16 protein-coding genes and 3 pseudogenes are annotated in these 20,434 nt (G+C 71.0%); 7 read left to right on the top strand and 12 right to left on the bottom strand.

The window, feature by feature from the left end:
* The first annotated feature begins 125 nt into the window (after nucleotides 1–125).
* Together BN940_RS14140 and BN940_RS14135 are read left to right on the top strand one after the other, a co-directional pair.
* Nucleotides 126–1,931 (top strand): acyl-CoA dehydrogenase C-terminal domain-containing protein, encoded by a 1,806-nt coding sequence (locus BN940_RS14140; RefSeq protein WP_043684063.1) that lies wholly within the window; start codon nucleotides 126–128, stop codon nucleotides 1,929–1,931.
* A 148-nt stretch (nucleotides 1,932–2,079) separates the two neighbouring features.
* Complete coding sequence (locus tag BN940_RS14135; RefSeq protein WP_043684061.1) at nucleotides 2,080–2,964, top strand: AEC family transporter; 885 nt, start codon at nucleotides 2,080–2,082, stop codon at nucleotides 2,962–2,964.
* Between the two features lie 148 nt (nucleotides 2,965–3,112).
* On the opposite strand, the gene minE is transcribed toward BN940_RS14135, so the two are convergent.
* From minE to glnS, 5 genes and pseudogenes are all read right to left on the bottom strand, one after another.
* Nucleotides 3,113–3,379, bottom strand: a complete 267-nt coding sequence (gene minE, locus BN940_RS14130; protein ID WP_043684059.1) for a cell division topological specificity factor MinE — start codon at nucleotides 3,377–3,379, stop codon at nucleotides 3,113–3,115.
* A gap of 2 nt (nucleotides 3,380–3,381) precedes the next feature.
* Complete coding sequence (minD, locus tag BN940_RS14125) at nucleotides 3,382–4,197, bottom strand: septum site-determining protein MinD (RefSeq protein ID WP_043684057.1); 816 nt, start codon at nucleotides 4,195–4,197, stop codon at nucleotides 3,382–3,384.
* Between the two features lie 156 nt (nucleotides 4,198–4,353).
* Nucleotides 4,354–5,208, bottom strand: coding sequence for a septum site-determining protein MinC (minC, locus tag BN940_RS14120; protein WP_043684056.1), 855 nt, complete (start codon nucleotides 5,206–5,208; stop codon nucleotides 4,354–4,356).
* Nucleotides 5,209–5,239: 31 nt separating this feature from the next.
* On the bottom strand, nucleotides 5,240–5,497 hold the full coding sequence (locus tag BN940_RS20350) for a hypothetical protein (RefSeq protein WP_420864856.1): 258 nt from the start codon (nucleotides 5,495–5,497) through the stop codon (nucleotides 5,240–5,242).
* Between the two features lie 144 nt (nucleotides 5,498–5,641).
* A pseudogene (glnS, locus tag BN940_RS14115) lies at nucleotides 5,642–6,990 on the bottom strand (glutamine--tRNA ligase); the annotation flags it as partial.
* Between the two features lie 140 nt (nucleotides 6,991–7,130).
* On the opposite strand from glnS, the gene BN940_RS14110 reads away from it, so the two are divergent.
* On the top strand, nucleotides 7,131–8,462 hold the full coding sequence (locus BN940_RS14110) for a cytochrome ubiquinol oxidase subunit I (RefSeq protein ID WP_043684054.1): 1,332 nt from the start codon (nucleotides 7,131–7,133) through the stop codon (nucleotides 8,460–8,462).
* Nucleotides 8,459–9,508: a cytochrome d ubiquinol oxidase subunit II gene (locus tag BN940_RS14105; protein WP_043684052.1), complete on the top strand. Its 1,050-nt coding sequence runs from the start codon at nucleotides 8,459–8,461 to the stop codon at nucleotides 9,506–9,508. The genes BN940_RS14110 and BN940_RS14105 overlap by 4 nt, the downstream gene beginning before the upstream one ends.
* Here BN940_RS14105 and BN940_RS19945 read toward each other — a convergent pair.
* A complete protein-coding gene (locus tag BN940_RS19945; protein WP_242404203.1) occupies nucleotides 9,498–9,719 on the bottom strand; it encodes a hypothetical protein in 222 nt (73 codons plus the stop codon). The two genes, BN940_RS14105 and BN940_RS19945, sit on opposite strands and share 11 nt — an antisense overlap.
* On the opposite strand from BN940_RS19945, the pseudogene BN940_RS14100 reads away from it, so the two are divergent.
* Nucleotides 9,621–11,329 (top strand): annotated as a pseudogene (locus BN940_RS14100) (ClcB-like voltage-gated chloride channel protein). The gene BN940_RS19945 and the pseudogene BN940_RS14100 sit on opposite strands and share 99 nt — an antisense overlap.
* An 81-nt stretch (nucleotides 11,330–11,410) precedes the next feature.
* On the top strand, nucleotides 11,411–12,472 hold the full coding sequence (ruvB, locus tag BN940_RS14095; protein WP_043684050.1) for a Holliday junction branch migration DNA helicase RuvB: 1,062 nt from the start codon (nucleotides 11,411–11,413) through the stop codon (nucleotides 12,470–12,472).
* 29 nt (nucleotides 12,473–12,501) lie between these two features.
* Here ruvB and BN940_RS14090 read toward each other — a convergent pair whose 3' ends face one another.
* Nucleotides 12,502–13,641: an MFS transporter gene (locus BN940_RS14090; RefSeq protein ID WP_277355909.1), complete on the bottom strand. Its 1,140-nt coding sequence runs from the start codon at nucleotides 13,639–13,641 to the stop codon at nucleotides 12,502–12,504.
* Between the two features lie 255 nt (nucleotides 13,642–13,896).
* On the opposite strand from BN940_RS14090, the gene BN940_RS14085 reads away from it, so the two are divergent.
* Nucleotides 13,897–15,210, top strand: coding sequence for an IS1380 family transposase (locus BN940_RS14085; protein WP_043680420.1), 1,314 nt, complete (start codon nucleotides 13,897–13,899; stop codon nucleotides 15,208–15,210).
* A 170-nt stretch (nucleotides 15,211–15,380) separates the two neighbouring features.
* On the opposite strand, the gene recQ is transcribed toward BN940_RS14085, so the two are convergent.
* The 5 genes and pseudogenes from recQ to BN940_RS14060 form a co-directional block, all read right to left on the bottom strand.
* Nucleotides 15,381–17,321, bottom strand: coding sequence for a DNA helicase RecQ (gene recQ / locus BN940_RS14080; protein WP_084330706.1), 1,941 nt, complete (start codon nucleotides 17,319–17,321; stop codon nucleotides 15,381–15,383).
* An 8-nt stretch (nucleotides 17,322–17,329) separates the two neighbouring features.
* Entirely contained in the window at nucleotides 17,330–17,914 is a 585-nt protein-coding gene (gene ruvA, locus BN940_RS14075; RefSeq protein ID WP_043684045.1) for a Holliday junction branch migration protein RuvA, read from the bottom strand.
* Between the two features lie 61 nt (nucleotides 17,915–17,975).
* On the bottom strand, nucleotides 17,976–18,524 hold the full coding sequence (gene ruvC / locus BN940_RS14070) for a crossover junction endodeoxyribonuclease RuvC (protein WP_043684043.1): 549 nt from the start codon (nucleotides 18,522–18,524) through the stop codon (nucleotides 17,976–17,978).
* Between the two features lie 13 nt (nucleotides 18,525–18,537).
* Nucleotides 18,538–20,132, bottom strand: a pseudogene (gene purH / locus BN940_RS14065) (bifunctional phosphoribosylaminoimidazolecarboxamide formyltransferase/IMP cyclohydrolase).
* A gap of 50 nt (nucleotides 20,133–20,182) precedes the next feature.
* Nucleotides 20,183–20,422 carry a helix-turn-helix domain-containing protein gene (locus tag BN940_RS14060; RefSeq protein ID WP_043684041.1) on the bottom strand — a complete coding sequence of 80 codons (240 nt, stop codon included), beginning with the start codon at nucleotides 20,420–20,422 and terminating at the stop codon, nucleotides 20,183–20,185.
* Nucleotides 20,423–20,434: the final 12 nt, after the last annotated feature.

Raw genomic sequence — 20,434 nt, 5'->3', positions numbered from 1 at the left:
ATTCAAACGATCGTTTGAATTTCGATTCAGCGGCTCGAAAAACCCGAAGAGCCGACCGGCGTGCGGTCCGGCTCCCGCTCGGGGCCGCCGCGATCGCCCTCGACAATCCCCCCTGGAGACCGGAGATGCCCGACTACAAAGCCCCCCTGCGCGACATCCGTTTCGTGCGCGACGAGGTCCTGAACTACCCCGCCCACTATCAGTCCCTGCCGGGCTGCGAGGAGGCCACCCCCGACATGGTCGGCGCCATCCTGGAAGAGGGCGCCAAGTTCTGCGAACAGGTCCTCGCGCCGCTGAACGCGGTGGGCGACCGCGAAGGCTGCACCTGGTCCCCCGAAGGCGTCAAGACCCCGGCGGGCTTCAAGGAAGCCTATGCCCAGTACGTCGAAGGCGGCTGGCCGGCGCTGTCGCACGACGCCGCCCACGGCGGCCAGGGCCTGCCCGAGTCCCTCGGCATGGCCATCAGCGAGCTGATGGGCGAGGCCAACTGGGCCTGGGGCATGTATCCCGGCCTGTCGCACGGCGCCATGAACACCCTGCAGGCGCACGGCACGCCGGAGCAGCAGACCACCTACCTGGAGCCGCTGGTCTCGGGCAAATGGACCGGCACCATGTGCCTGACCGAGCCCCACTGCGGCACCGACCTGGGCATGCTGCGCACCAAGGCCGAGCCGCAGGCCGACGGCAGCTACAAGGTCACCGGCACCAAGATCTTCATCTCCGCCGGCGAGCATGACATGGCGGAAAACATCGTCCACATCGTCCTGGCCCGCCTGCCCGACGCGCCCGCCGGCACCAAGGGGATTTCCCTGTTCATCGTGCCCAAGTTCCTGCCCGACGGCCAGGGCGGCCTGGGCGCGCGCAACGGCGTGTCCTGCGGCTCGATCGAGCACAAGATGGGCATCCACGGCAACGCCACCTGCGTGATGAACTTCGACGGCGCCACCGGCTTCCTGATCGGGCCGGCCAACAAGGGCCTGAACTGCATGTTCACCTTCATGAACACGGCGCGCCTGGGCACCGCCATCCAGGGCCTGGCGCACGCCGAGGTCGCCCTCCAGGGCGCCACGACCTACGCCCGCGAGCGCCTGCAGATGCGCGCCCTGAGCGGCCCCAAGTTCCCCGACCAGCCGGCCGATCCCATCATCGTGCACCCCGACGTGCGCCGCATGCTGCTGACGATCAAGGCGTTCGCCGAGGGCAACCGCGCGCTGCTGTACTACGCCGCGCAGCAGGTGGACATCATGCAGCACAGCCAGGACGCCGGCGCGCGCGAACAGGCCGACAAGCTGCTGGGCCTCCTGACCCCGATCGCCAAGGCCTTCATGACCGAGACCGGCTTCGAGGCGGCCAACCTGGGCGTCCAGGTCTTCGGCGGCCATGGCTACATCTCCGAGCACGGCATGGAGCAGAACGTGCGCGACAGCCGCATCTCCATGCTGTACGAAGGCACCACCGGCGTCCAGGCGCTGGACCTGCTGGGCCGCAAGGTGCTGATGACCCAGGGCGAGCCGCTGCGCCTCTTCACCAAGATCGTGCACAAGTTCTGCAAGGCCAACAGCGGCAACCGCGCGATCTCCGAACTGGTGAAGCCGCTGGCCGAGCTGAACAAGGAATGGGGCGACCTGACCCTGAAGATCGGCATGAAGGCCATGACCAACCGCGAGGCCGTGGGCGCCGCGTCGGTGGACTACCTGATGTATTCGGGCTACGTGACGCTGGCCTATTTCTGGGCCGACATGGCGCGCGTCGCGGCCGAGAAGCTGGCGGCGGGCGAGGGCGACAAGGCCTTCTACCAGGCCAAGCTGCACACCGCGCGCTTCTACTTCGCCCGCATCCTGCCGCGCACCCGTGCGCACGTGGAAGCCATCAAGGCCGGTCCGGACGTGCTGATGGACCTGCCGGCCGAGGACTTCGCGCTGGGGTACTGAGCACGGCGGCGGCCTTCCGGGATGCGCGCGGCGCGCCCCGGAGGGCCCGGCACGACGAGCGGGGCGGGCCTTCGAGCGAAGTGCCCGCCCCGTTCGCATGGGCGCGGCGCTGTACACTCTGGGCTGCCCGTCGTCATCCCCCCGCTCCATGATCCTCACCCTGCTGAACATCGTCCTGCCCGTCTTCGCCGTGGCGGCCCTGGGCTTCGCTTTCGGCCGCCGCCAGGCGCGCACGCCGGACATGGGGTTCATCAACCACGCCAACGTGATGGTGTTCTGCCCGGCGCTGGTGTTCTCCGCGCTGCTGGACAATCCCGTCGACCTGGCGCGCGGCTGGCCGCTGATGGCGGCCGGAGTGCTGATCATCATCGTGCCGGGCCTGCTGCTGGCCCTGGTGCGCCGCCCCGGGGTGTCGCGCCCGGCCTTCCTGGTGCCGGGGATGTTCCGCAACACGGGCAACATCGGCATTCCCCTGATGATGCTGGCCTACGGCAAGGAGCTGCTGGGCGACATCGTCGTGCTGTTCGTGCTGTCGAACCTGCTGCATTTTTCCCTGGGCCTGTTCCTGCTGTCGCGCGGCGGCAGCCGCTGGATGTGGCTGCGCAATCCGAACATCTGGGCGGCCCTGCTGGGCGTGGCCCTGGCGCCGCACCGCGAATGGATCCCGCCCTTCGTGACGACCACGCTGGAGCTGACCGGGCAGATCGCCATCCCGCTGATGCTGTTCGGCCTGGGCGTGCGCCTGTCGCAGGACCGGGTCGAGCAGCTGGGCCTGGCGCTGCGCATCAACGTCCTGTACCTGCTGGCGGGCGTGCTGACGCTGCCCATCGTGCTGTGGCTGCTGCCCCTGACGCCGGAATGGTCGCGCATGGTGGCGCTGTCGGTGATGCTGCCGCCGGCGGTGCTGAACTACCTGCTGTGCGAGCAGTACCGCGTGGAACCCAGGACCGTGGCCAGCGTGGTGCTGCTGGGCAACGTGCTGTCGGTGGCGACGATCCCGCTGGTGGTCTGGGCGACGCTGAGCTGGATTTGACTGGACACACGAGGGTCCCTGCGGACCCTCGTGTGCCTGTCGAATCCGAGCGCCTTGCAAGGCGCGAGGTGGAGGGATGCCCCGATCCAGGACCGGGTCCCTGCGGACCCTCGTGTGCCTGTCGAATCCGAGCCGCTTGCAAGCGGCGTCAGTTGCGCGTTTCCGCCTGCGGCATCTCGATCTTGACTTCCAGGACTTCCAGCGAGTCCTGGCGGTCCAGGTTGACCTTGATGTCCTCGGGATTGATCTGCACGTATTTCGAGATCACCGCGATCAGTTCCTTCTGCATCTGCGGCAGGAAGTCGGGCGCGTTGCGGCCGCTGCCGCGTTCGTTGATCAGAATGAGCTGCAGGCGGTCCTTGGCGATGCTGGCCGAGGTCTTTTTCTGTCCGCGCAGGAAATCCAGGAACGACATGCTTATTTACCCCCGAACAGGCGCTTGAACAGGCCGGGTTTCTCGTAGTCCACGAAGCGCAGGGGTTTTTCCTGGCCCAGGTAGCGGGCCACCACGTCCTGGTAGGCCTGGGAGACGTCGGAATCGCGGATGTGGATGGCGGGGATGCCCTGGTTGGAGGCCTGCAGCACGGTTTCCGATTCCGGGATCACGCCGATCAGGCGGATGCGCAGGATGTCCTCGATGTCGCCCAGCGAGAGCATTTCGCCGTCGGCCACGCGCTTGGGGTTGTAGCGGGTCAGCAGCAGGTGTTCCTTGATCGGCTCCTCGCCCTTTTCGGCGCGGCGCGACTTGGCCGACAGGATGCCCAGGATGCGGTCGGAGTCGCGCACCGAGGAGACTTCCGGATTGGTGACCACCAGCGCGTCGTCGGCGAAATAGGACGCCATCACCGCGCCGGTCTCGATGCCGGCGGGGGAGTCGCAGACGATGTATTCAAAGTCCATGGCGGCCAGGTCGGTGAGGACCTTTTCCACGCCCTCGCGCGTCAGGGCGTCCTTGTCGCGCGTCTGCGAGGCCGGCAGGATGTAGAGGTTTTCCAGCTGCTTGTCGCGGATCAGCGCCTGGTTCAGGGTGGCTTCACCCTGGATGACGTTGACGAAATCGTAGACCACGCGGCGTTCGCAGCCCATGATCAGGTCCAGGTTGCGCAGGCCGACGTCGAAGTCGATCACGACCGTCTTGTGGCCGTGCATGGCCAGGCCGGCCGAAAAGCTCGCACTGGTAGTGGTCTTGCCCACTCCCCCCTTGCCGGAGGTGACTACAACGATGCGCGCCATGGTGACTGTATTCCCCTGTTTGAAAAATTCATGACATCGTAAAGCAAAAAGTCCCGGGCGGGCCGGCTGGCCGGCGGCCGGGCGTGTCCGGATGTGACCGCGCGCCCGGCGGCCTGGGCGGCCGCCGCCGGGGCGGGCGTCCAGGCCGCCGGGCGCTCAATGGCCGCCTTGCAGCGTCCGGATGCGCAGCGTGTCGCCGTCCAGCTCGACCAGGGCGGGACGGTTGAGCAGCGTGTCGGGCAGGCGGGTCTCCACCACCCGGTAGACGCCGGCGATGGCCAGCAGTTCGGGGTCGAGCTGGGTGGTGAGGATCATGGCGCGCGCGTTGCCGCGCGCGCCGGCCATGGCCTTGCCGCGCAGCGGGCCGTAGACGTGGATGTGGCCGTCGGCGATGACTTCGGCGCCCTGGCTGACCATGCCCATGACGATCAGGTCGCCGCCGCGCGCGTAGATGCGCTGGCCCGAGCGCAGCGGGTGGCGGATCACCAGGGTCTCGGCGGGCGCGTCGGCGTCGGGCGGGGTGGATTCGGTGGCGTCGGGCGCCGGGCCGGCCTGCGCCGCGGACCGGGCGCGGCTGGCCGGAGCCGCGGGCGGCGCGGACGTGTCCGGGGCTTCCGGCGCGCGCGGCGCCTGGGCGGCCTGGGCCGGCTGGACCGAGGGGGCCGGCTGGGCCCGCGCCGCGGCGCGGCCTTCGGCGTGCCGGCCGGTGGAGATGTCCAGCGGCGCCAGGCCGGCCTGATGGGCCGAGGCCAGCAGGGCCTGCGGCGCCCGCACGCCGATGGGATGCAGCCGGTGGCCGCGCAGCGCGTCGGCCAGCGCCCGCCAGTCGGGCGCCCGGTCCAGCCCCTGGGCGTCGAGCACCACGGGTTCGTTTTCGTAGAAGGCCCCGGCTTCCCGCATGCGCTCGTCCAGCGCCCGCGTCAGTTCGGCGGTGTCGGACGTATGCAGCACGGCCCGCAGGACGTGCAGGGATGCGCTCTTGAAATCCAGGGCGGCGGCGTTCTTGGGCATGGCTTCGCGGCTTCCTGCGGATGGGCGGGCGCTAGGCCCAGGTGTCGCGCAGGGTGACGGCGCGGTTGATCACCGGGCGTTCGGGCGTGGAGTCCTCGCGGTCGGCGACGAAATAGCCCAGGCGCTCGAACTGCCAGACGGCGCCGGGCTCGGCCCGTGTGCCGGGTTCCAGCCAGGCGTTCACCACCCGGCGGGAGTCGGGATTGAGCGCCTGCAGGAAATCGCGGTCGCCGCTGTCGGGGTGCGGCTCGGTGAACAGCCGGTCGTACAGGCGGATCTCGGCGGGCACGGCATGGGCCGCGCTGACCCAGGTGACGGTGCCCTTGACCTTGACGGCGTCCGCGCCCGGCGTGCCGCTGCGCGTGTCCGGCAGGTATTCGGCGTGCACCTCGACGACCTCGCCGCGGTCGTCCTTGACGCAGCCGGTGCAGCGCACGACGTAGCCGTACTTGAGCCGCACCAGATTGCCCGGGAACAGGCGGAAGTATTTCTTCGGCGGGTCCTCGCGGAAGTCGTCGCGCTCGATCCAGAGCTCGCGCGTGAGGGGAAGCTGCGCCGGGCGCCGTCCGGCTCGTGCGGGTTGAGCGGGGCGGAGCAGGGCTCCTCCAGGCCTTCGGGGAAGTTCGTGATGACGAGCTTGAGCGGGTCGAGCACGGCCACGGCGCGGGCCGCCACGGGGTCCAGGTCGTCGCGCAGGGCCTGTTCCAGGATGCCGTAGTCGATGCGCGAATCGGCCTTGGACACCCCCAGCCGCTCGCAGAACAGGCGGATGGACCCGGGTGTGTAGCCGCGGCGGCGCAGGCCGGCCAGGGTCGGCAGACGGGGGTCGTCCCAGCCGTCGACGTGGTGTTCCAGGACCAGCTGGCGCAGCTTGCGCTTGCTGGTGACGACGTAGCTGAGGTTCAGGCGCGCGAATTCGTGCTGGCGCGGCAGCGGCGGCGCCAGTTCGCCCAGTTCCGCCAGGCGTTCCAGGATCCAGTCGTAGAAGGGGCGCTGGTCCTCGAATTCGAGCGTGCAGATGCTGTGCGTGATGCCTTCCAGGGCGTCCTCGACCGGATGCGCCCAGGCGTACATGGGGTAGATGCACCAGGCGTCGCCGGTGCGGTGGTGGGTCGCGTGGCGGATGCGGTAGAGCACCGGGTCGCGCAGGTTGATGTTGGGCGAGGCCATGTCGATGCGCGCGCGCAGGGCCATGCGGCCGTCCGGGAACTTGCCGGCGCGCATGTCGCGCAGCAGCGCCAGGGATTCGTCGGCGGGGCGGTCGCGCCAGGGCGAGTTCGTGCCCGGCTCGGTCAGCGTGCCGCGGGTGGCGCGCATCTCGTCGGCCGACTGCTCGTCCACGTAGGCGTGGCCGGCCCGCACCAGGGCCTCGGCGTAGCGGTACAGGGTCTCGAAGTAGTCGCTGGCGTAGTAGCAATGCTCCACGCCGTCGTGCGTCCAGTCGAAGCCCAGCCAGCGCACCATGTCGATGATGGCGTGGACGTATTCGTCCTCTTCCTTTTCGGGGTTGGTGTCGTCGAAGCGCAGGTGGCAGATGCCCTGGTAGTCGCGCGCCAGGCCGAAGTTCAGGCAGATGCTCTTGGCGTGGCCGATGTGCAGATAGCCGTTGGGCTCGGGCGGAAAGCGGGTGCGGATGCGGGCGGGGTCGGGCGCGCCGGCGCGGCGGACTTCGGCCGGGCTGGGCGGGGGCGCCCACTGCCTGTCCTGGTAGCGACCGGATTTCAGGTCGTTGTCGATGAGGGTGCGCAGGAAATTCGAGGCAGGCGCGGAATCGGTGGTCATGGTGCGGGGATGGACTGGCCTCTGGGGCGGAAAGGGGCGGAAGGATGAATCGGGCATTTTGCCATGTCCGCGCGCGGCCGGCCGGCGGGGCGCGAAAGGCATACAGGCTCGGAGGGGGTTCATATAAACTAGCGCACATTATGACGCAAACCGCATGGGTTCTGTCGCTGTCCCAGTTTTACCTGAGCCTGGGCTTCATGCTGTTCTTCCTGGCGCTGGAACTGGGCCTGGCCTGGGTCTTGTTCGGCTTCCGGCTGCGCGCCCGCGCCAGCCAGGCGGCGCTGCTCGCCTATCGCTTCTGGGTGCGTGTCTTCGCCCTGTCCCTGATCCTCGGTTTCGCCGCCAGCCTGCCGCTGCTGCTGCAGCTGGGCACGCTGTGGCCGGACTTCATGGCCCGCGCCGGCGAGGTCGCGGGCCCGCTGGTCGGCATGGCGGTGCTGACGGCCTTCATCTTCAAGTCCTGCTTCCTCGGGGCCATGCTGTACGGCCAGCGCTCCCTGTCCGACCGCGCCCACACGCTGGTGGTGGGCATGGTGGCGGTGGGCACCTCCCTGACGGCCTGGTGGATCGCCGCGCTGCTGGCCTGGCTGCAGTGGCCGGCGGGCGCGGTCCTGTTCGAGGGCCGCTACCAGGTGGCGGACTGGCTGGAACTGCTGGGCGGCATCGCGCCCGTGCTGTTCGGCGTGCTGCTGGCCGGCGGCCTGCTGCTGGCCGCCACCCTGATGCTGGCCGTGACCGCCTGGCGCACCGAGGTCCGTCCCAGCGACGCGGGGGACCGCGGCGTCTATGTCTGCGGCCTGCGGCTGGTGCTGCTGGCGCTGGTGCTGCAGGCGCTGCTGGCGGCGGCCCTGGGACGCGAGCTGCTGCCGCTGCAGCCGGCGCGCGTGGCGGCCGTGGTGCCGCAATGGACCAGCGGTCCGCCGGAGCGCCTCTCGCTGGCGGCCTGGCCGGACGCCTCCGCGGGGCGCGACGCCTGGCGCCTGGAAGGGCCCGCCGGCTGGCCGGAGTGGGTGCGGCTGCCGGCCGGCGGTCCGCTGCGGGGGCTGGACGACCTGGCGGGCATCCGGCCGCCCCTGCTCGCCACCTACCTGTCGGCGCGGCTGGCCGTGCTGCTGACCGGCGTGCTGGCCGCGATGGCGGTCTGGGCGCTCTGGCGCGGCCGCCGCCTGGGCCATGAGCCCGACAACCTCTCGCGCGCGGGCCGCCTGGCCCTGCGGTCCATGATCTGGCTGGCCGTGGCGCTGCAGGCGGCGGGCTGGGGGCATCTGCTGATCGGCAGCCTGCCCTATGCCGTCCAGGGCACGGTGGCGCTGCGCGAGATCGGCACGGACGCGGGCGAGAGCACCCTGTGGGCCGTGCTGTGCCTGCAGATCGTGGTCTACGGCGCCCTCGCCGCGGGCTTTCGCCAGCTGCTGCGCCACGCCACCCGCTACGGCGTGGTGCCGGTGGCCCGTCACCGGGGGCGCGCATGATCGATTCGCTGGCGGCCCTGCTGGGCCTGGGCGCGCAGGATCCGGCTTTCTGGATCCCTCTGGCGCTGATGGTCGTGTTCTTCGCCATCGTCGTGGCGGGCGTGCTGCTGGACGGCTTCGACATCGGGGTGGGCTGCGTGTCCCTGGTGGCGCCGCCCGCCCTGCGCCCGCGCATGCTGTCGCTGCTCGGCCCCTGGCGCGACGCCAACGAGTTCTGGGTGTTCCTGGGCATCGGCCTGTTCGCGGCGGCGTTTCCCTACGCCTGGCCGCAGACCCTGGGGCGCCTGTACCTGCCGCTGTCGCTGCTGGGCCTGGGCACGATGCTGCGCTCGGTGTGCTTTGAATGGCGCCTGCGCGCCCCGCCCGAGCACCAGGGCCGCTGGCAGTTCGGTTTCGGCGCGGGCGCCGTGCTGGTCGCCTTTTCCCACGGCTACATCCTGGCGCGGGTGGCGGCGGGCTACCAGCCGGGCGGGGGCAACGCCGGCTTCGCGGTCCTGATGGGCGGCTGCGCCGTGGCGGTCTACAGCCTGCTGGGCGCCTGCTGGCTGATGATGCGCGAGGCGGGCGAACTGCGCGTGCGCGCCGTGGGCTGGGCGCGCCGCACGCTGCGCTGGGGCGCCGTGGGTGCCGTGGGCGTGTCGGTGGTGCTGGACTTCTCCAATGCCGGCGTGTTCCTGAAATGGGGCGACGGCACGCACTGGCTGGCGGTCGGTCTGGTCTGGGGCACCCTGCTGGTGTGCTTCGTCCTGACGGAGATGACGCTGCAGCGCATGATCAGCCACAGCTACCGCGCCTCGGCCTTGCCCTATGCCCTGGTGCTGGTGATCGTGCTGGTCGTGCTGGGCGGCCTGGCCTACAGCTTCTTCCCCTACCTGGTGCTGGACGAGGTCACGCTGTGGGACGCCGCCGCGCCGGTGGCGACCCTGCGCCTGGCCCTGTCGGCCGTCGTGGTCGCGCTGCCGGTGGCGCTGATCTTCAATCTCTGGGTGTACTGGCGCATGCTGGGCCGTTCGCGCCCGCCCAGCCCGCCGGATTTCAGGCCTTGAGCGCGCCGGGCCGCTCCAAGCGCGAACTTCCCCTCGGGGGGACGACGCGCAGCGTCAAGGAGGCATCATGAAAGGGCCGGACCTGCACCTGCGGGCCGACGGCGCGGCCGCCATGCTGTGCTGGGCGGCCCTGGCCGGCGTCGGCGGCGCTTTCGTGACGATCGCCTTCCATGCCGGCATCCACGCGGTCCAGTGGCTGTTCGCCGGACATTCCGGCGCCATCACCCAGGTGATGCGCGAACTGCCCTGGTGGCTGCGGCTGCTGGCGCCCGCCGCGGGGGGGCTGTGCGCCGGGGGCTGCTGGTGGCGGCCCGGCGCGCGTCGCGCGACGCGCATTCCGACTACATGGAGGCGGTGGCCATCGGCGACGGGCGAATGTCCGTGCGCCAGGGCCTGCTGCGCTCCCTGTCCTCGCTGTGCACGGTCGCCACGGGCGGCTCGATCGGCCGCGAGGGCGCCATGGTGCACCTAGCCGCCCTGTGGGCCTCGGTGCTGGGGCGGCTGCTGCGCGCCGACACGGCGCACCTGCGCCTGCTGGTGGCCTGCGGCGCGGCGGCCGGGGTGTCCGCCGCCTACGGGGCGCCCATCGCCGGCGCCGTGTTCGTGGGCGAGATCATCCTGGGCTCCATGTCCTTCCAGAATTTCGGCCCGCTGCTGATCGCGGCCGCCGTGTCGAACCTGGTCATGCGGCTGAGCGGCCACTACGCGGCGCTGTACGCCATGCCCGGCCTGGAGGCCGTCCCGGCGGAGCTGCTGCTGCCCAGCCTGGCGCTGGGCGTCCTCGCCGGGGTGGGGGCGCCGCAGTTCCTGCGCTCCATCCACGGGATGAAGTCCTTGTTCGGCCGCGCCGGCCTGCCGCTGCCCCTGAGCCTCGCCCTGGGCGGGTTGCTGCTGGGGGGCGTGCTGGTCGGCATGCCGCAGGTGGCGGGCAACGGCTACAGCGTGGTGGTGTCCCTGCTGCACCAGCCGCAGGCCTGGCAGGCCGTGCTGTGGATCCTGCTGTGCAAGGTGCTGGCGACGGCGCTCACGGCGGGCTCGGGGGCGGTGGGCGGGGTGTTCACCCCGACGCTGTTCGTCGGCGCGGCCCTGGGCACGCTGTTCGCCCAGGGGCTGGGAGAGGCGTGGCCGGTGCTGGCGGGCCACGGCGCGGTCCTGACCCTGGTGGGCATGGGGGCCTTCCTGGCGGCGGCCACCAGCGCGCCCTTCATGGCGATCCTGATGATCTTCGAGATGACGCTCAGCTACCAGATGGTGCTGCCGCTGGTGCTGGCCTGCGTGGCGGCGTATTTCGTGTCGCGCGGCCTGGCCCAGGTGGTGATGTACCAGGTCACCCTGCGCCACGAGGACAACCAGGCGCTGCGCCGGCAGCTGCGCCATGCCCGGCTCGACAGCCTGATGCGCCCGGCCGAGACCGTGATCCGCACCGACGCTCCGGTGCGGCGCGCCCAGGAGATGTTCCTGGACTATCCGGTGAAATACCTGTACGTGACCGACGCCGAGGGCGCCTGGCAGGGCGTGATCGCCCAGCAGGACCTGACCCGCATGATGCTGGGCGAGATCGACGTGCAGTCCAAGACCTGCGGCGAGGTGCTGCGCCTGGACTTCGTCAAGCCCCTGTATCCCGACCTGAGCCTGGACGAGGCCCAGACCCAGTTCAGCGCCTTCCAGGGCGAGCGGCTGCCGGTGGTCAGCCGCGACCGGCCCGCGCGGCTGCTGGGCGTGGTCTACAAGTCCGACCTGCTGGAGCGCTATTCGGAGCTGAAGCGCACGCTGGACGCGGAAGCCGACTTCGTGCTGCCGCCGCGCCGGGAGCGCCGCTGACCCCGGGCCGGAGCTTCTTCGCGGCCGGCCTCGCCGCGGTGATGGCATAATCCCGATACTGGATATCAACACAGCCTTTTCATGGTCATCCAAGCAGATTCCCTGTCGGCCCGCCCGCCCGAACCCCGTCTGGTGACGCCGGACGTGGCCTCGCGCGCCGAAGACTCCGTCGAGCGCGCCCTGCGGCCCAAGTCCCTGGGGGACTACGTCGGCCAGCGGCGCGTGCGCGAGCAGCTGGACATCTTCATCGCCGCGGCCCGCCAGCGCGGCGAATCGCTCGACCACGTGCTGCTGTTCGGCCCGCCCGGCCTGGGCAAGACGACCCTGGCGCACATCGTGGCCCATGAAATGGGCGTGCAGCTGCGCCAGACCTCCGGCCCGGTGCTGGAGCGCCCGGGCGATCTCGCCGCCATGCTGACCAATCTCGAACGCAACGACGTCCTCTTCATCGACGAGATCCACCGCCTGTCCCCGGTGGTCGAGGAAATCCTCTATCCCGCGCTGGAGGATTTCCAGATCGACATCCTGATCGGCGAAGGCCCCGCCGCCCGCAGCGTCAAGATCGACCTGCAGCCCTTCACCCTGGTGGGGGCCACCACGCGCGCCGGCATGCTGACCAATCCGCTGCGCGACCGCTTCGGCATCGTCTCGCGGCTGGAATTCTATTCCGCCGACGAGCTGGCCCACATCGTGCGGCGCAGCGCCGGCCTGCTGGGCGCGGACGCCACCGAAGACGGCGCCGCCGAGATCGCGCGCCGCTCGCGCGGCACGCCGCGCATCGCCAACCGCCTGCTGCGCCGGGTGCGCGACTACGCCGACGTGCGCGCGGGCGGGCGCATCGACACCGCCACCGCCCAGGCGGCGCTGGCCATGCTGGAAGTCGATCCCGAGGGCCTGGACCTGATGGACCGCAAGCTGCTCGAAGCCATCGTGCACAAGTTCGACGGCGGCCCCGTCGGGGTGGACAGCCTGGCCGCCGCCATCGGCGAGGAGCGCGACACCATCGAGGACGTCATCGAGCCCTACCTGATCCAGCACGGCTACCTGCAGCGTACCCCGCGCGGCCGCATGGCCACGCGCCGCTGCTGGCAGCACCTGGGGCTCAAGGCGCCGGCGGGCGGGAGCGGGCCGGAATTGTTCTAGAGCGCCACGCGCCGCTGCGCCGGACGGCCTCAGCCGGCCTGCCGCCGGCGCGCCCGCGTGCGCCGCGCGACGACCTGGGACAGGCCCATCAGTCCGACGCCCGCCGCGGCGAAGATCCAGGTGTCGCGGCCGTGGTCGGCCAGCCAGGCGGCGGCCATGACGCCCGCCGACTGGCCCAGGAACAGCACGCAGGCGAACAGCGACATGGCCATGCCGCGCGCGGCGGGCGCCATCTGCGTCGCCTGGGTCTGCAGGGTGTTGTGCAGGCAGTAGAAGCCGAAGCCGGCCAGCGCGCAGGCCAGGGGCGTCAGGGCCGGGTGGGGCGCGTAGGCGAAGGACACGAATCCCGCGCACAGCAGCAGTCCGCCCAGGCGTGCCAGGCCGGGTTCGCCGAGGCGGCCCAGCAGGCGCGCGGCCAGGCGCGTGTAGACGAAGCCGCCGATGCCGTAGCAGGCGGCGATGCCGCCCGCCATCGACAGGGAGATGCCATGGTGGCGCTGCAGCAGGCTGGGGATGAAGGCGATGGCGCCGAAGGCCAGGGCGCCCTCGATCGTGGTCACCGTCAGGATCGAGCGCGCCGCGGGCGAGGCCAGGATTTCCCCCAGCGCCTCGCGGGCCGGGCGCGCGGCGGCCGGGCGGCGCCAGGAGGCGGCCACGGCGGCCTTCAGCAGCAGGCCGCCGGCCCACAGGAACAGGGCCGCCAGCACGAGGAAGGTGTAGCGCCAGTCGGACCACTGGGCGATCAGGCCGCTGAGCCATTGCCCGGCCAGCATGCCGGTCACCCCGGCGCTCACGAGGCGTGCCAGGGCGGTCTGGCGCCCTTCGTAGGGCACGTTGTCGCCGATCCACGCCATCGCCAGCGGGAAGATGCCGGCGGCGCAGGCTCCCGACAGCACACGGGCCGCCACCAGCCAGTCCAGGCCGGCGGCGAGGAAGGCGAGGCCGTTGCCGGCGACGCAGGCCAGGGCGCACAGGGCGATGATGCGCAGCTTGCCGTAGCGGTCGCCCAGGGGGCCGAAGCACAGCTGGAACACGCCGTAGGCGACCGCGAAGGCGAACACGGTCCGGGCGGCCTCGCCGGTGCTGGCGGCGAACTCCGCGCCGATGGCGGGCAGCAGCGTATCGCAGACCCGCATCGAGGCGATGCTGGCGAAGCAGCAGGCGCACAGCAGCCAGGTGATGGAGGCCTGGATGCGGGAGGCCGAGGGAGCGGGGGCGGTGTCGATGGGGAACGTCCTGGGTCGTCGGGGAATCGGGAAGGCGCCGCGGCCGGTCCTGGCGCCGGGCGGACGGGGCCGCCGGCCAGCGGTCCGGACGCGGCCTAGCCCGGAAATTTCGTCAGGCGGGTAAAAAGGAATAGGCGATTCCTGCCCGAGGGCTTATGGTTATTGGGTCTCACGCCATACAACCAAAAAGAACCGCCTATGCCAAATCGTACCACTGAAGAACTGGACTTTGGACGCCTTGGACGGCGCCATTTACAGGCCAATTTCCAAGGCGGCGATCTCAGCTCCGACGGCGGGCTGATGCTGCTGCGAAGAATTGATGCGCGCACGGGCCTGTCGCGCATGGCGGCCAAGGCCTTGACCGAGCGCCGGGCCGCTGGCCGCATTCATCACCGCCTGCGCGATCTGCTGGCCCAGCGCCTGTACGGCCTGTGCTGCGGCTACGAAGACCTGAACGACCACGATACGCTGCGCGGGGATCTGCTGATGCAAACGGCTGTTGGGCGAGATCGTGCCCTGGCCAGTTCACCCACGCTCAGCCGCCTGGAGACGGGGGCGACCCGCGCCGATGCGTGGGCGCTGCATGGGGTGCTGGTTGAACACTTCATCGCCAGCTTCGCCACCGCGCCCAGGCAACTGATTCTGGATGTGGATGCCTCGGATATCCCGCTGCACGGCGAGCAGGAGCTCAAGCAGTTCCACGCCTACTACGACCACCACTGCTATCTGCCGCTGTACGTGTTCTGCGGCCAGTCGATGCTGGCCTGCCTGCTGCGCCCCAGCCGCATTGACGGGGCCAGGCACGCGGCGGCGGTGCTGCGCCTGCTGGTGAACCGGCTGCGTCAGGCATGGCCCGAGGTCAGGATCATCATCCGTGGGGACTCGGGGTTCTGCCGTCAGCCGCTGATCCGCTGGTGCGAACGCAGCGGCGTGCAATACATCATCGGCCTGGCACGCAATAAACGGCTTCAGGCGCGCGTTGCGCAGGCCGAGGAAATCCTCAAGGACGGCTACGAGCGCACCGGGCGCAAGCAGCGCCTGGTCAGTGAGTTCACCTACGCGGCCGGGTCGTGGGATCGGCCCCGGCGCGTGCTCACCCGCCTGGAGTACGGTGCCCAGGGCGTGAACCCGCGCTTCGTGGTCACCAACATCCGGGACTGCGATGCCATGCAACTGTACGATCAGCTGTACTGCGCCCGGGGCGAAGCCGAGAACCGCATCAAGGAAGCGCAACTCGATCTGTTCGGTACGCGCGCCAGTTGCCACCGGTTCGCCGCCAACCAGTTCCGGCTGCTGCTGGCGGCCCTGGCCTATACGCTGATGCAGCGGCTGCGCGAGACGGCGCTACGAGGCACCGAACTGGAGCGCGCCAGCGCCGCCACCATCCGGGTGCGCCTGCTGAAGGTCGGTGCGGCCATCGTGCGCAATACCCGGCGGGTCCGCATCCTGCTGGCCTCGCATCATCCGCTGCGCCACGTCTACGCGCACGCCGCGCGCGCCATGGCCCCGTAGCGCCGAGAAAGTGCTGTCCCCGGCACGCGATAAAGCAACGGGGGTAGGGACCATTGCGCCTGCGGTACTGAAAAACAGCTTCCCGCGCCGCCGATCCCCTCCGCCGCGTCGCCGAGGCAGCCGGACTACCGGGAAATCACTTAAACAGGCTTGCTGACGAAATGTCCGGGCTAGTCGCGGATCTGCCCCACGCAGGCGACCACGTCGGGGCCGTAGGTCTCCAGCTTGCGCGCGCCCACGCCGCTGACTCCGGCCAGGTCGTCCAGGCTGGCGGGATTGCGCAGGGCGATCTCGCGCAGCGTGGCGTCGTGGAAGATCACGTAGGCCGGCACGTTGTGTTCGCGCGCCGTGCGCGCGCGCCAGGCGCGCAGGTGCTCGAAGCGCGCCAGGGCGTCGGGCGGCAGGGCGTCCAGCTGCGCGGCCGTGGTGGTGCGCTGACGGCCGGGCTTGGCGCGCTTGACCGCCACGGGGCGCAGCATCAGGGTGCGCTCGCCCTTCAGCACGGCGCGGCTGGCTTCGGTCAGCGCCAGGGTGCCGTAGCCTTCCAGGTCCACCGTCAGCAGGCCCAGGGCCAGGGCCTGGCGCAGGATGCCGCGCCAGGCGTCCGCCGTCAGGTCCGCGCCCACGCCGAAGACGCTCAGCGTGTCGTGCCCGTGCTGCTTGATCCGGTCGGTCATCTGGCCGCGCAGGACGTCGATCAGGTGGCCGCCGCCGAAGCGCTGGCCGCGTTCGCGCCACAGGCGATAGACGGCCGACAGCAGCTTCTGCACGGCCACGGTGCCGTCCCAGGCGGCGGGCGGCTCCAGGCAGGTGTCGCAGTTGCCGCAGGGCTCGATCGTCTGGCCGAAATAGGCCAGCAGGTCCTGGCGCCGGCAGGTGACGGTCTCGCACAGGGCCAGCATGGCGTCGAGCTGGCGCATCTGGCGGCGCTGGTGCAGGGCGTCGCCGTCGGAGTCGTCGATCATGCGCCGCTGCTGCACCACGTCCTGCAGGCCGTAGGCCAGCCAGGCGTCGGCGGGCAGGCCGTCGCGCCCGGCGCGCCCGGTCTCCTGGTAGTAGCCCTCGATGGACTTGGGCAGGTCGATGTGGGCGACGAAGCGCACGTCGGGCTTGTTGACCCCCATGCCGAAGGCGATGGTGGCGACCATGACGATGCCGTCCTCGCGCAGGAACCGGGCCTGGTGCTCGGCGCGGGTCCGCGCGTCCAGGCCGGCGTGGTAGGGCAGGGCGGCGATGCCGTTGCGCGACAGGAATTCCGCCGTCTGCTCGACGCGCGAACGCGACAGGGCGTAGACGATGCCGCATTCCCCGGCGTGCTCGGCGCGGATGAAGTCCAGCAGCTGGCGCCGGACTTCGTGCTTTTCGACGATGCTGTAGCGGATGTTGGGCCGGTCGAAGCTGGCGACGAACTGCGGGGCCTCGTCCAGCGACAGGCAGGCGACGATGTCGGCGCGCGTGGCGGCGGTGGCGGTGGCGGTCAGGGCGACGCGCGGCACGCCGGGCCAGCGCTCGGCCAGCAGCTTCAGTTCCTGGTATTCCGGGCGGAAGTCGTGGCCCCACTGCGACACGCAGTGGGCCTCGTCGATGGCGAACAGGGCGATGCGCCCGCCGTCGAGCAGATCCAGGCAGCGCGGGGTCAGCAGGCGTTCCGGGGCCACGTACAGCAGGTCCAGCTCGCCGCGCACGAAGGCGCGCTCGACCTCGCGCGCCTGGCCGGGCGTCTGCGACGAATTCAGGAAGGCGGCGCGCACGCCCAGTTCGAGCAGGGCGTCGACCTGGTCCTGCATCAGGGCGATCAGGGGCGAGATGACCACGCCCGTGCCCGGGCGCACCAGGGCCGGGATCTGGTAGCACAGGGACTTGCCGCCGCCCGTGGGCATCAGCACCAGCGCGTCGCCGCCGCCGATGATGTGCTCGATGACGGCCTGCTGCTCGCCGCGGAAGGCGTCGTAGCCGAAGACCTCGCGCAGGGCGTCCAGGGCGCTGGCGTAGCGCGGCGTTGCCGCGGGCGGCGGCGCGCCGCGCGGCCCGGCCGACCGGCCGCCGGCGGGCGAGGCCGCCACGGGCTGGCCGTCCTCGTCCCAGAAGGGGATCAGGTCTTCGTCGTGCATGCCGGTCCTCAACCTCTGGCCAGGGCCTTCAGGGCCTGGCGGATGCCGTCGGACACGCTCAGCCCCTCGGGCAGGGCGGCCATGGCGCGGCGGGCCTCGGCGGCGGAATAGCCCAGGGCCTGCAGGGCGTTGAGCACGTCGTCGCCGCCGGCGGGGGCTGGCGCGCCGTCCGGGCGGGACAGCCCCGCCACGGCGCCGAGCTTGTCGCGCAGTTCCAGCAGCAGGCGCTCGGCGGTCTTCTTGCCGATGCCGGGCACCTTCACCAGGCGGCCGGATTCCTGGCGCTCGACCGCGTCGGCCAGGTCGTCCACGCTCAGGCCCGAGAGCACGGCCAGGGCGGTGCGCGCGCCGATGCCGCTCACCTTGATCAGCGCCCGGAAGGCGCTGCGTTCGGCCGGCGTGGCGAAGCCGTAGAGCACGTGCGCGTCCTCGCGGATCGCCAGGTGGGTGTGCAGCGTCACGGCCTGGCCCACGGGGGGCAGCTTGTAGAGCGTGCTCATGGGCACGTCGATCTCGTAGCCCAGGCCGCCGGCCTGGACGCAGACCGTGGGGGGGGACAGCTCGATCAGGGTGCCGGTGATGCGGCCGATCATGGCGGACTCCGTCGTTCGGGGTGGATGCGGGGCGCGGGGCGCGAGGGGAAGCGGGCGCGCATCAGGACACCAGGCGTCCGGTGCGCAGACGCCCCCGGCTCGCGGACAGGGTGCCGGGCGCCAGCGCCTGCAGCCGGCCGGCCAGCGGCGCGCAGTGGGCGTGGCAGATGGCGCAGGCCAGGGCGTCGGCGGCGTCGGGGGCGGGCACGCCGTCCAGCGACAGCAGGTGGCGCACCATGGTCTGGATCTGCTCCTTGGAGGCGCGGCCGGTGCCGACCACGGCCTTCTTGATCTGCAGCGCGGTGTATTCCTGCACGTCCAGGCCGCAGTCGGCCAGGGCGCACAGGGCGGCGCCGCGCGCCTGGCCCAGCAGCAGGGTAGAGGCCGGATTGGCGTTGAGGAAGACCTTTTCCAGCGCCGCCTGGTCCGGCCTGGCGTCGCGCGCGACCTCGCGCAGATTGTCCAGGATGACCTTGAGGCGTGCGTGCAGGGGCAGGGCGGGCGGCACGACGATGGTGCCGCTCGCCACGTAGCGCAGCCGCGCCCCCCGGGCCTCGATCACGCCGAAACCCGTGCGCCGCAAGCCCGGATCGACCCCCAGGATGATCATCGGTGCGCGGACGTCAATGGCGGAAGTGGCGGGCGCCGGTGAAGACCATGGCGATGCCGCGTTCGTCGGCGGCCGCGATGACCTCGTCGTCGCGGATGCTGCCGCCCGGCTGGATGACGCAGGCCGCGCCCGCGTCGGCCACCACGTCCAGGCCGTCGCGGAACGGGAAGAAGGCGTCCGAGGCGACCGCCGAGCCCTGCAGCGTCAGGCCGGCCTTCCCGGCCTTGATCGAGGCGATGCGGGCCGAGTCGATGCGGCTCATCTGGCCGGCGCCCACGCCCAGGGTCATGCCCTGGCCGCAGAACACGATGGCGTTGGACTTGACGAAGCGGGCGACGTTCCAGGCGAACAGCAGGTCGCGCATCTGCTGCGCGCTGGGCGCCAGGCGGGTGACGACGCGCACGTCGGCCTCGGTGGCCTGCAGGTCGTCCGGGTCCTGGACCAGCCAGCCGCCGCCGACGCGCTTGACGTCGCAGGGGTTGTGCGCCGTGCCCAGCGGCACTTCCAGCACGCGCACGTTCTTCTTAGCGGCCAGCAGGCCCAGGGCGGCGCCGGTGTAGGCCGGGGCGATCAGGACTTCCAGGAACTGCTCGGAGACGGCCTGCGCGGCGGCTTCGTCCACGGTGGTGTTGAAGGCGATGATGCCGCCGAAGGCCGAGGTCGGGTCGGTCTTGAAGGCCTGGCGGTAGGCCGACAGGGCGTCGGCGCCCAGGGCCACGCCGCAGGGATTGGCGTGCTTGACGATGACGCAGGCGCCGGACTGGAAGCTGCGCACGCATTCCCAGGCGGCGTCGGCGTCGGCGATGTTGTTGTAGGACAGCTCCTTGCCCTGGATCTGGCGGTAGCCGGCCAGCAGGCCCGCGCCCACGTGGGCGTCGCGGTAGAAGGCGGCGCCCTGGTGCGGGTTCTCGCCGTAGCGCAGGGCCTGTTCGCGGCGCATCTGCAGGGTCAGCACGCGCGGCCAGGGCTCGCGTTCGGGCACCTCGGCGGGCGCGGGCTCGCGCGCCGCCAGGCTGCTGAGATAGGCGGCGATGGCGCCGTCGTAGGCGGCGGTGTGGGCATAGACCTTGGCGGCCAGTTCCAGGCGCAGACCGTAGGACGGCTGGCGCGCCGGGCCGTCCATGTCGGCCAGCACGCGCGGGTAGTCGGCCGGGTCGATCACCACGGTGACGCCGCCGCCCTCGGGAGAGCCGTGGTTCTTGGCCGCCGAACGCAGCATGGCGGGCCCGCCGATGTCGATGTTCTCGATGGCGTCGGCCAGGATGCAGTCCGGCTTCGCCACGGTCTGCTGGAAGGGATACAGGTTGACCACCAGCAGGTCGATGGGGGGGATGTCCTGTTCTTTCAGCGTTTGCAGGTGCGCGGGGTCGTCGCGGCGCGCCAGCAGGCCGCCATGGATGCGCGGATGCAGGGTCTTGACCCGGCCGTCCAGGATCTCCGGCGAGCCCGTGTGGGCGGCGACCTCGGTGACTTTCAGGCCGGCCTCGGACAGCAGGCGGGCGGTGCCGCCGGTCGAGAGGAGGGAGACCCGCGCTGGGCGAGGGCCTGGGCGAATTCGACGATGCCCGATTTATCGGACACGGAGATCAATGCGGTCTGGATGGTCATGTCGGCAAGAGGGAAGGAAGGGAGAAGCGGGGGGCGGGCGCGGCGGCGCCTCAGGCCTGGATCTGGTGCGTCTGGAGCTTCTTGCGCAGCGTGCCGCGCGTGATGCCGAGCATGTCGGCCGCGCGCGTCTGGTTGCCTCCGGTGCGCTCCAGCGCGACTTCCAGGACGGTGCGCTCGACGCACAGGCCGACCATGGACAGCATGTCGTGCGGGGTGGAGTCGCCCAGGTCTTCAAAATAGCGTTCGAGCTGTTCGCGGACGGCTTGTTCCAGAGGGGTGGTGGTGCTCATGTCGGATCGATC

Origin of the sequence: Castellaniella defragrans 65Phen (assembly GCF_000612685.1) — a bacterium.
In the GTDB taxonomy this organism is placed as follows: Bacteria; Pseudomonadota; Gammaproteobacteria; order Burkholderiales; family Burkholderiaceae_B; genus Castellaniella; species Castellaniella defragrans.
The sequence above is the reverse complement of the archived record's forward strand: the minus strand, read 5'-3'. Positions and strand labels throughout refer to the sequence as shown.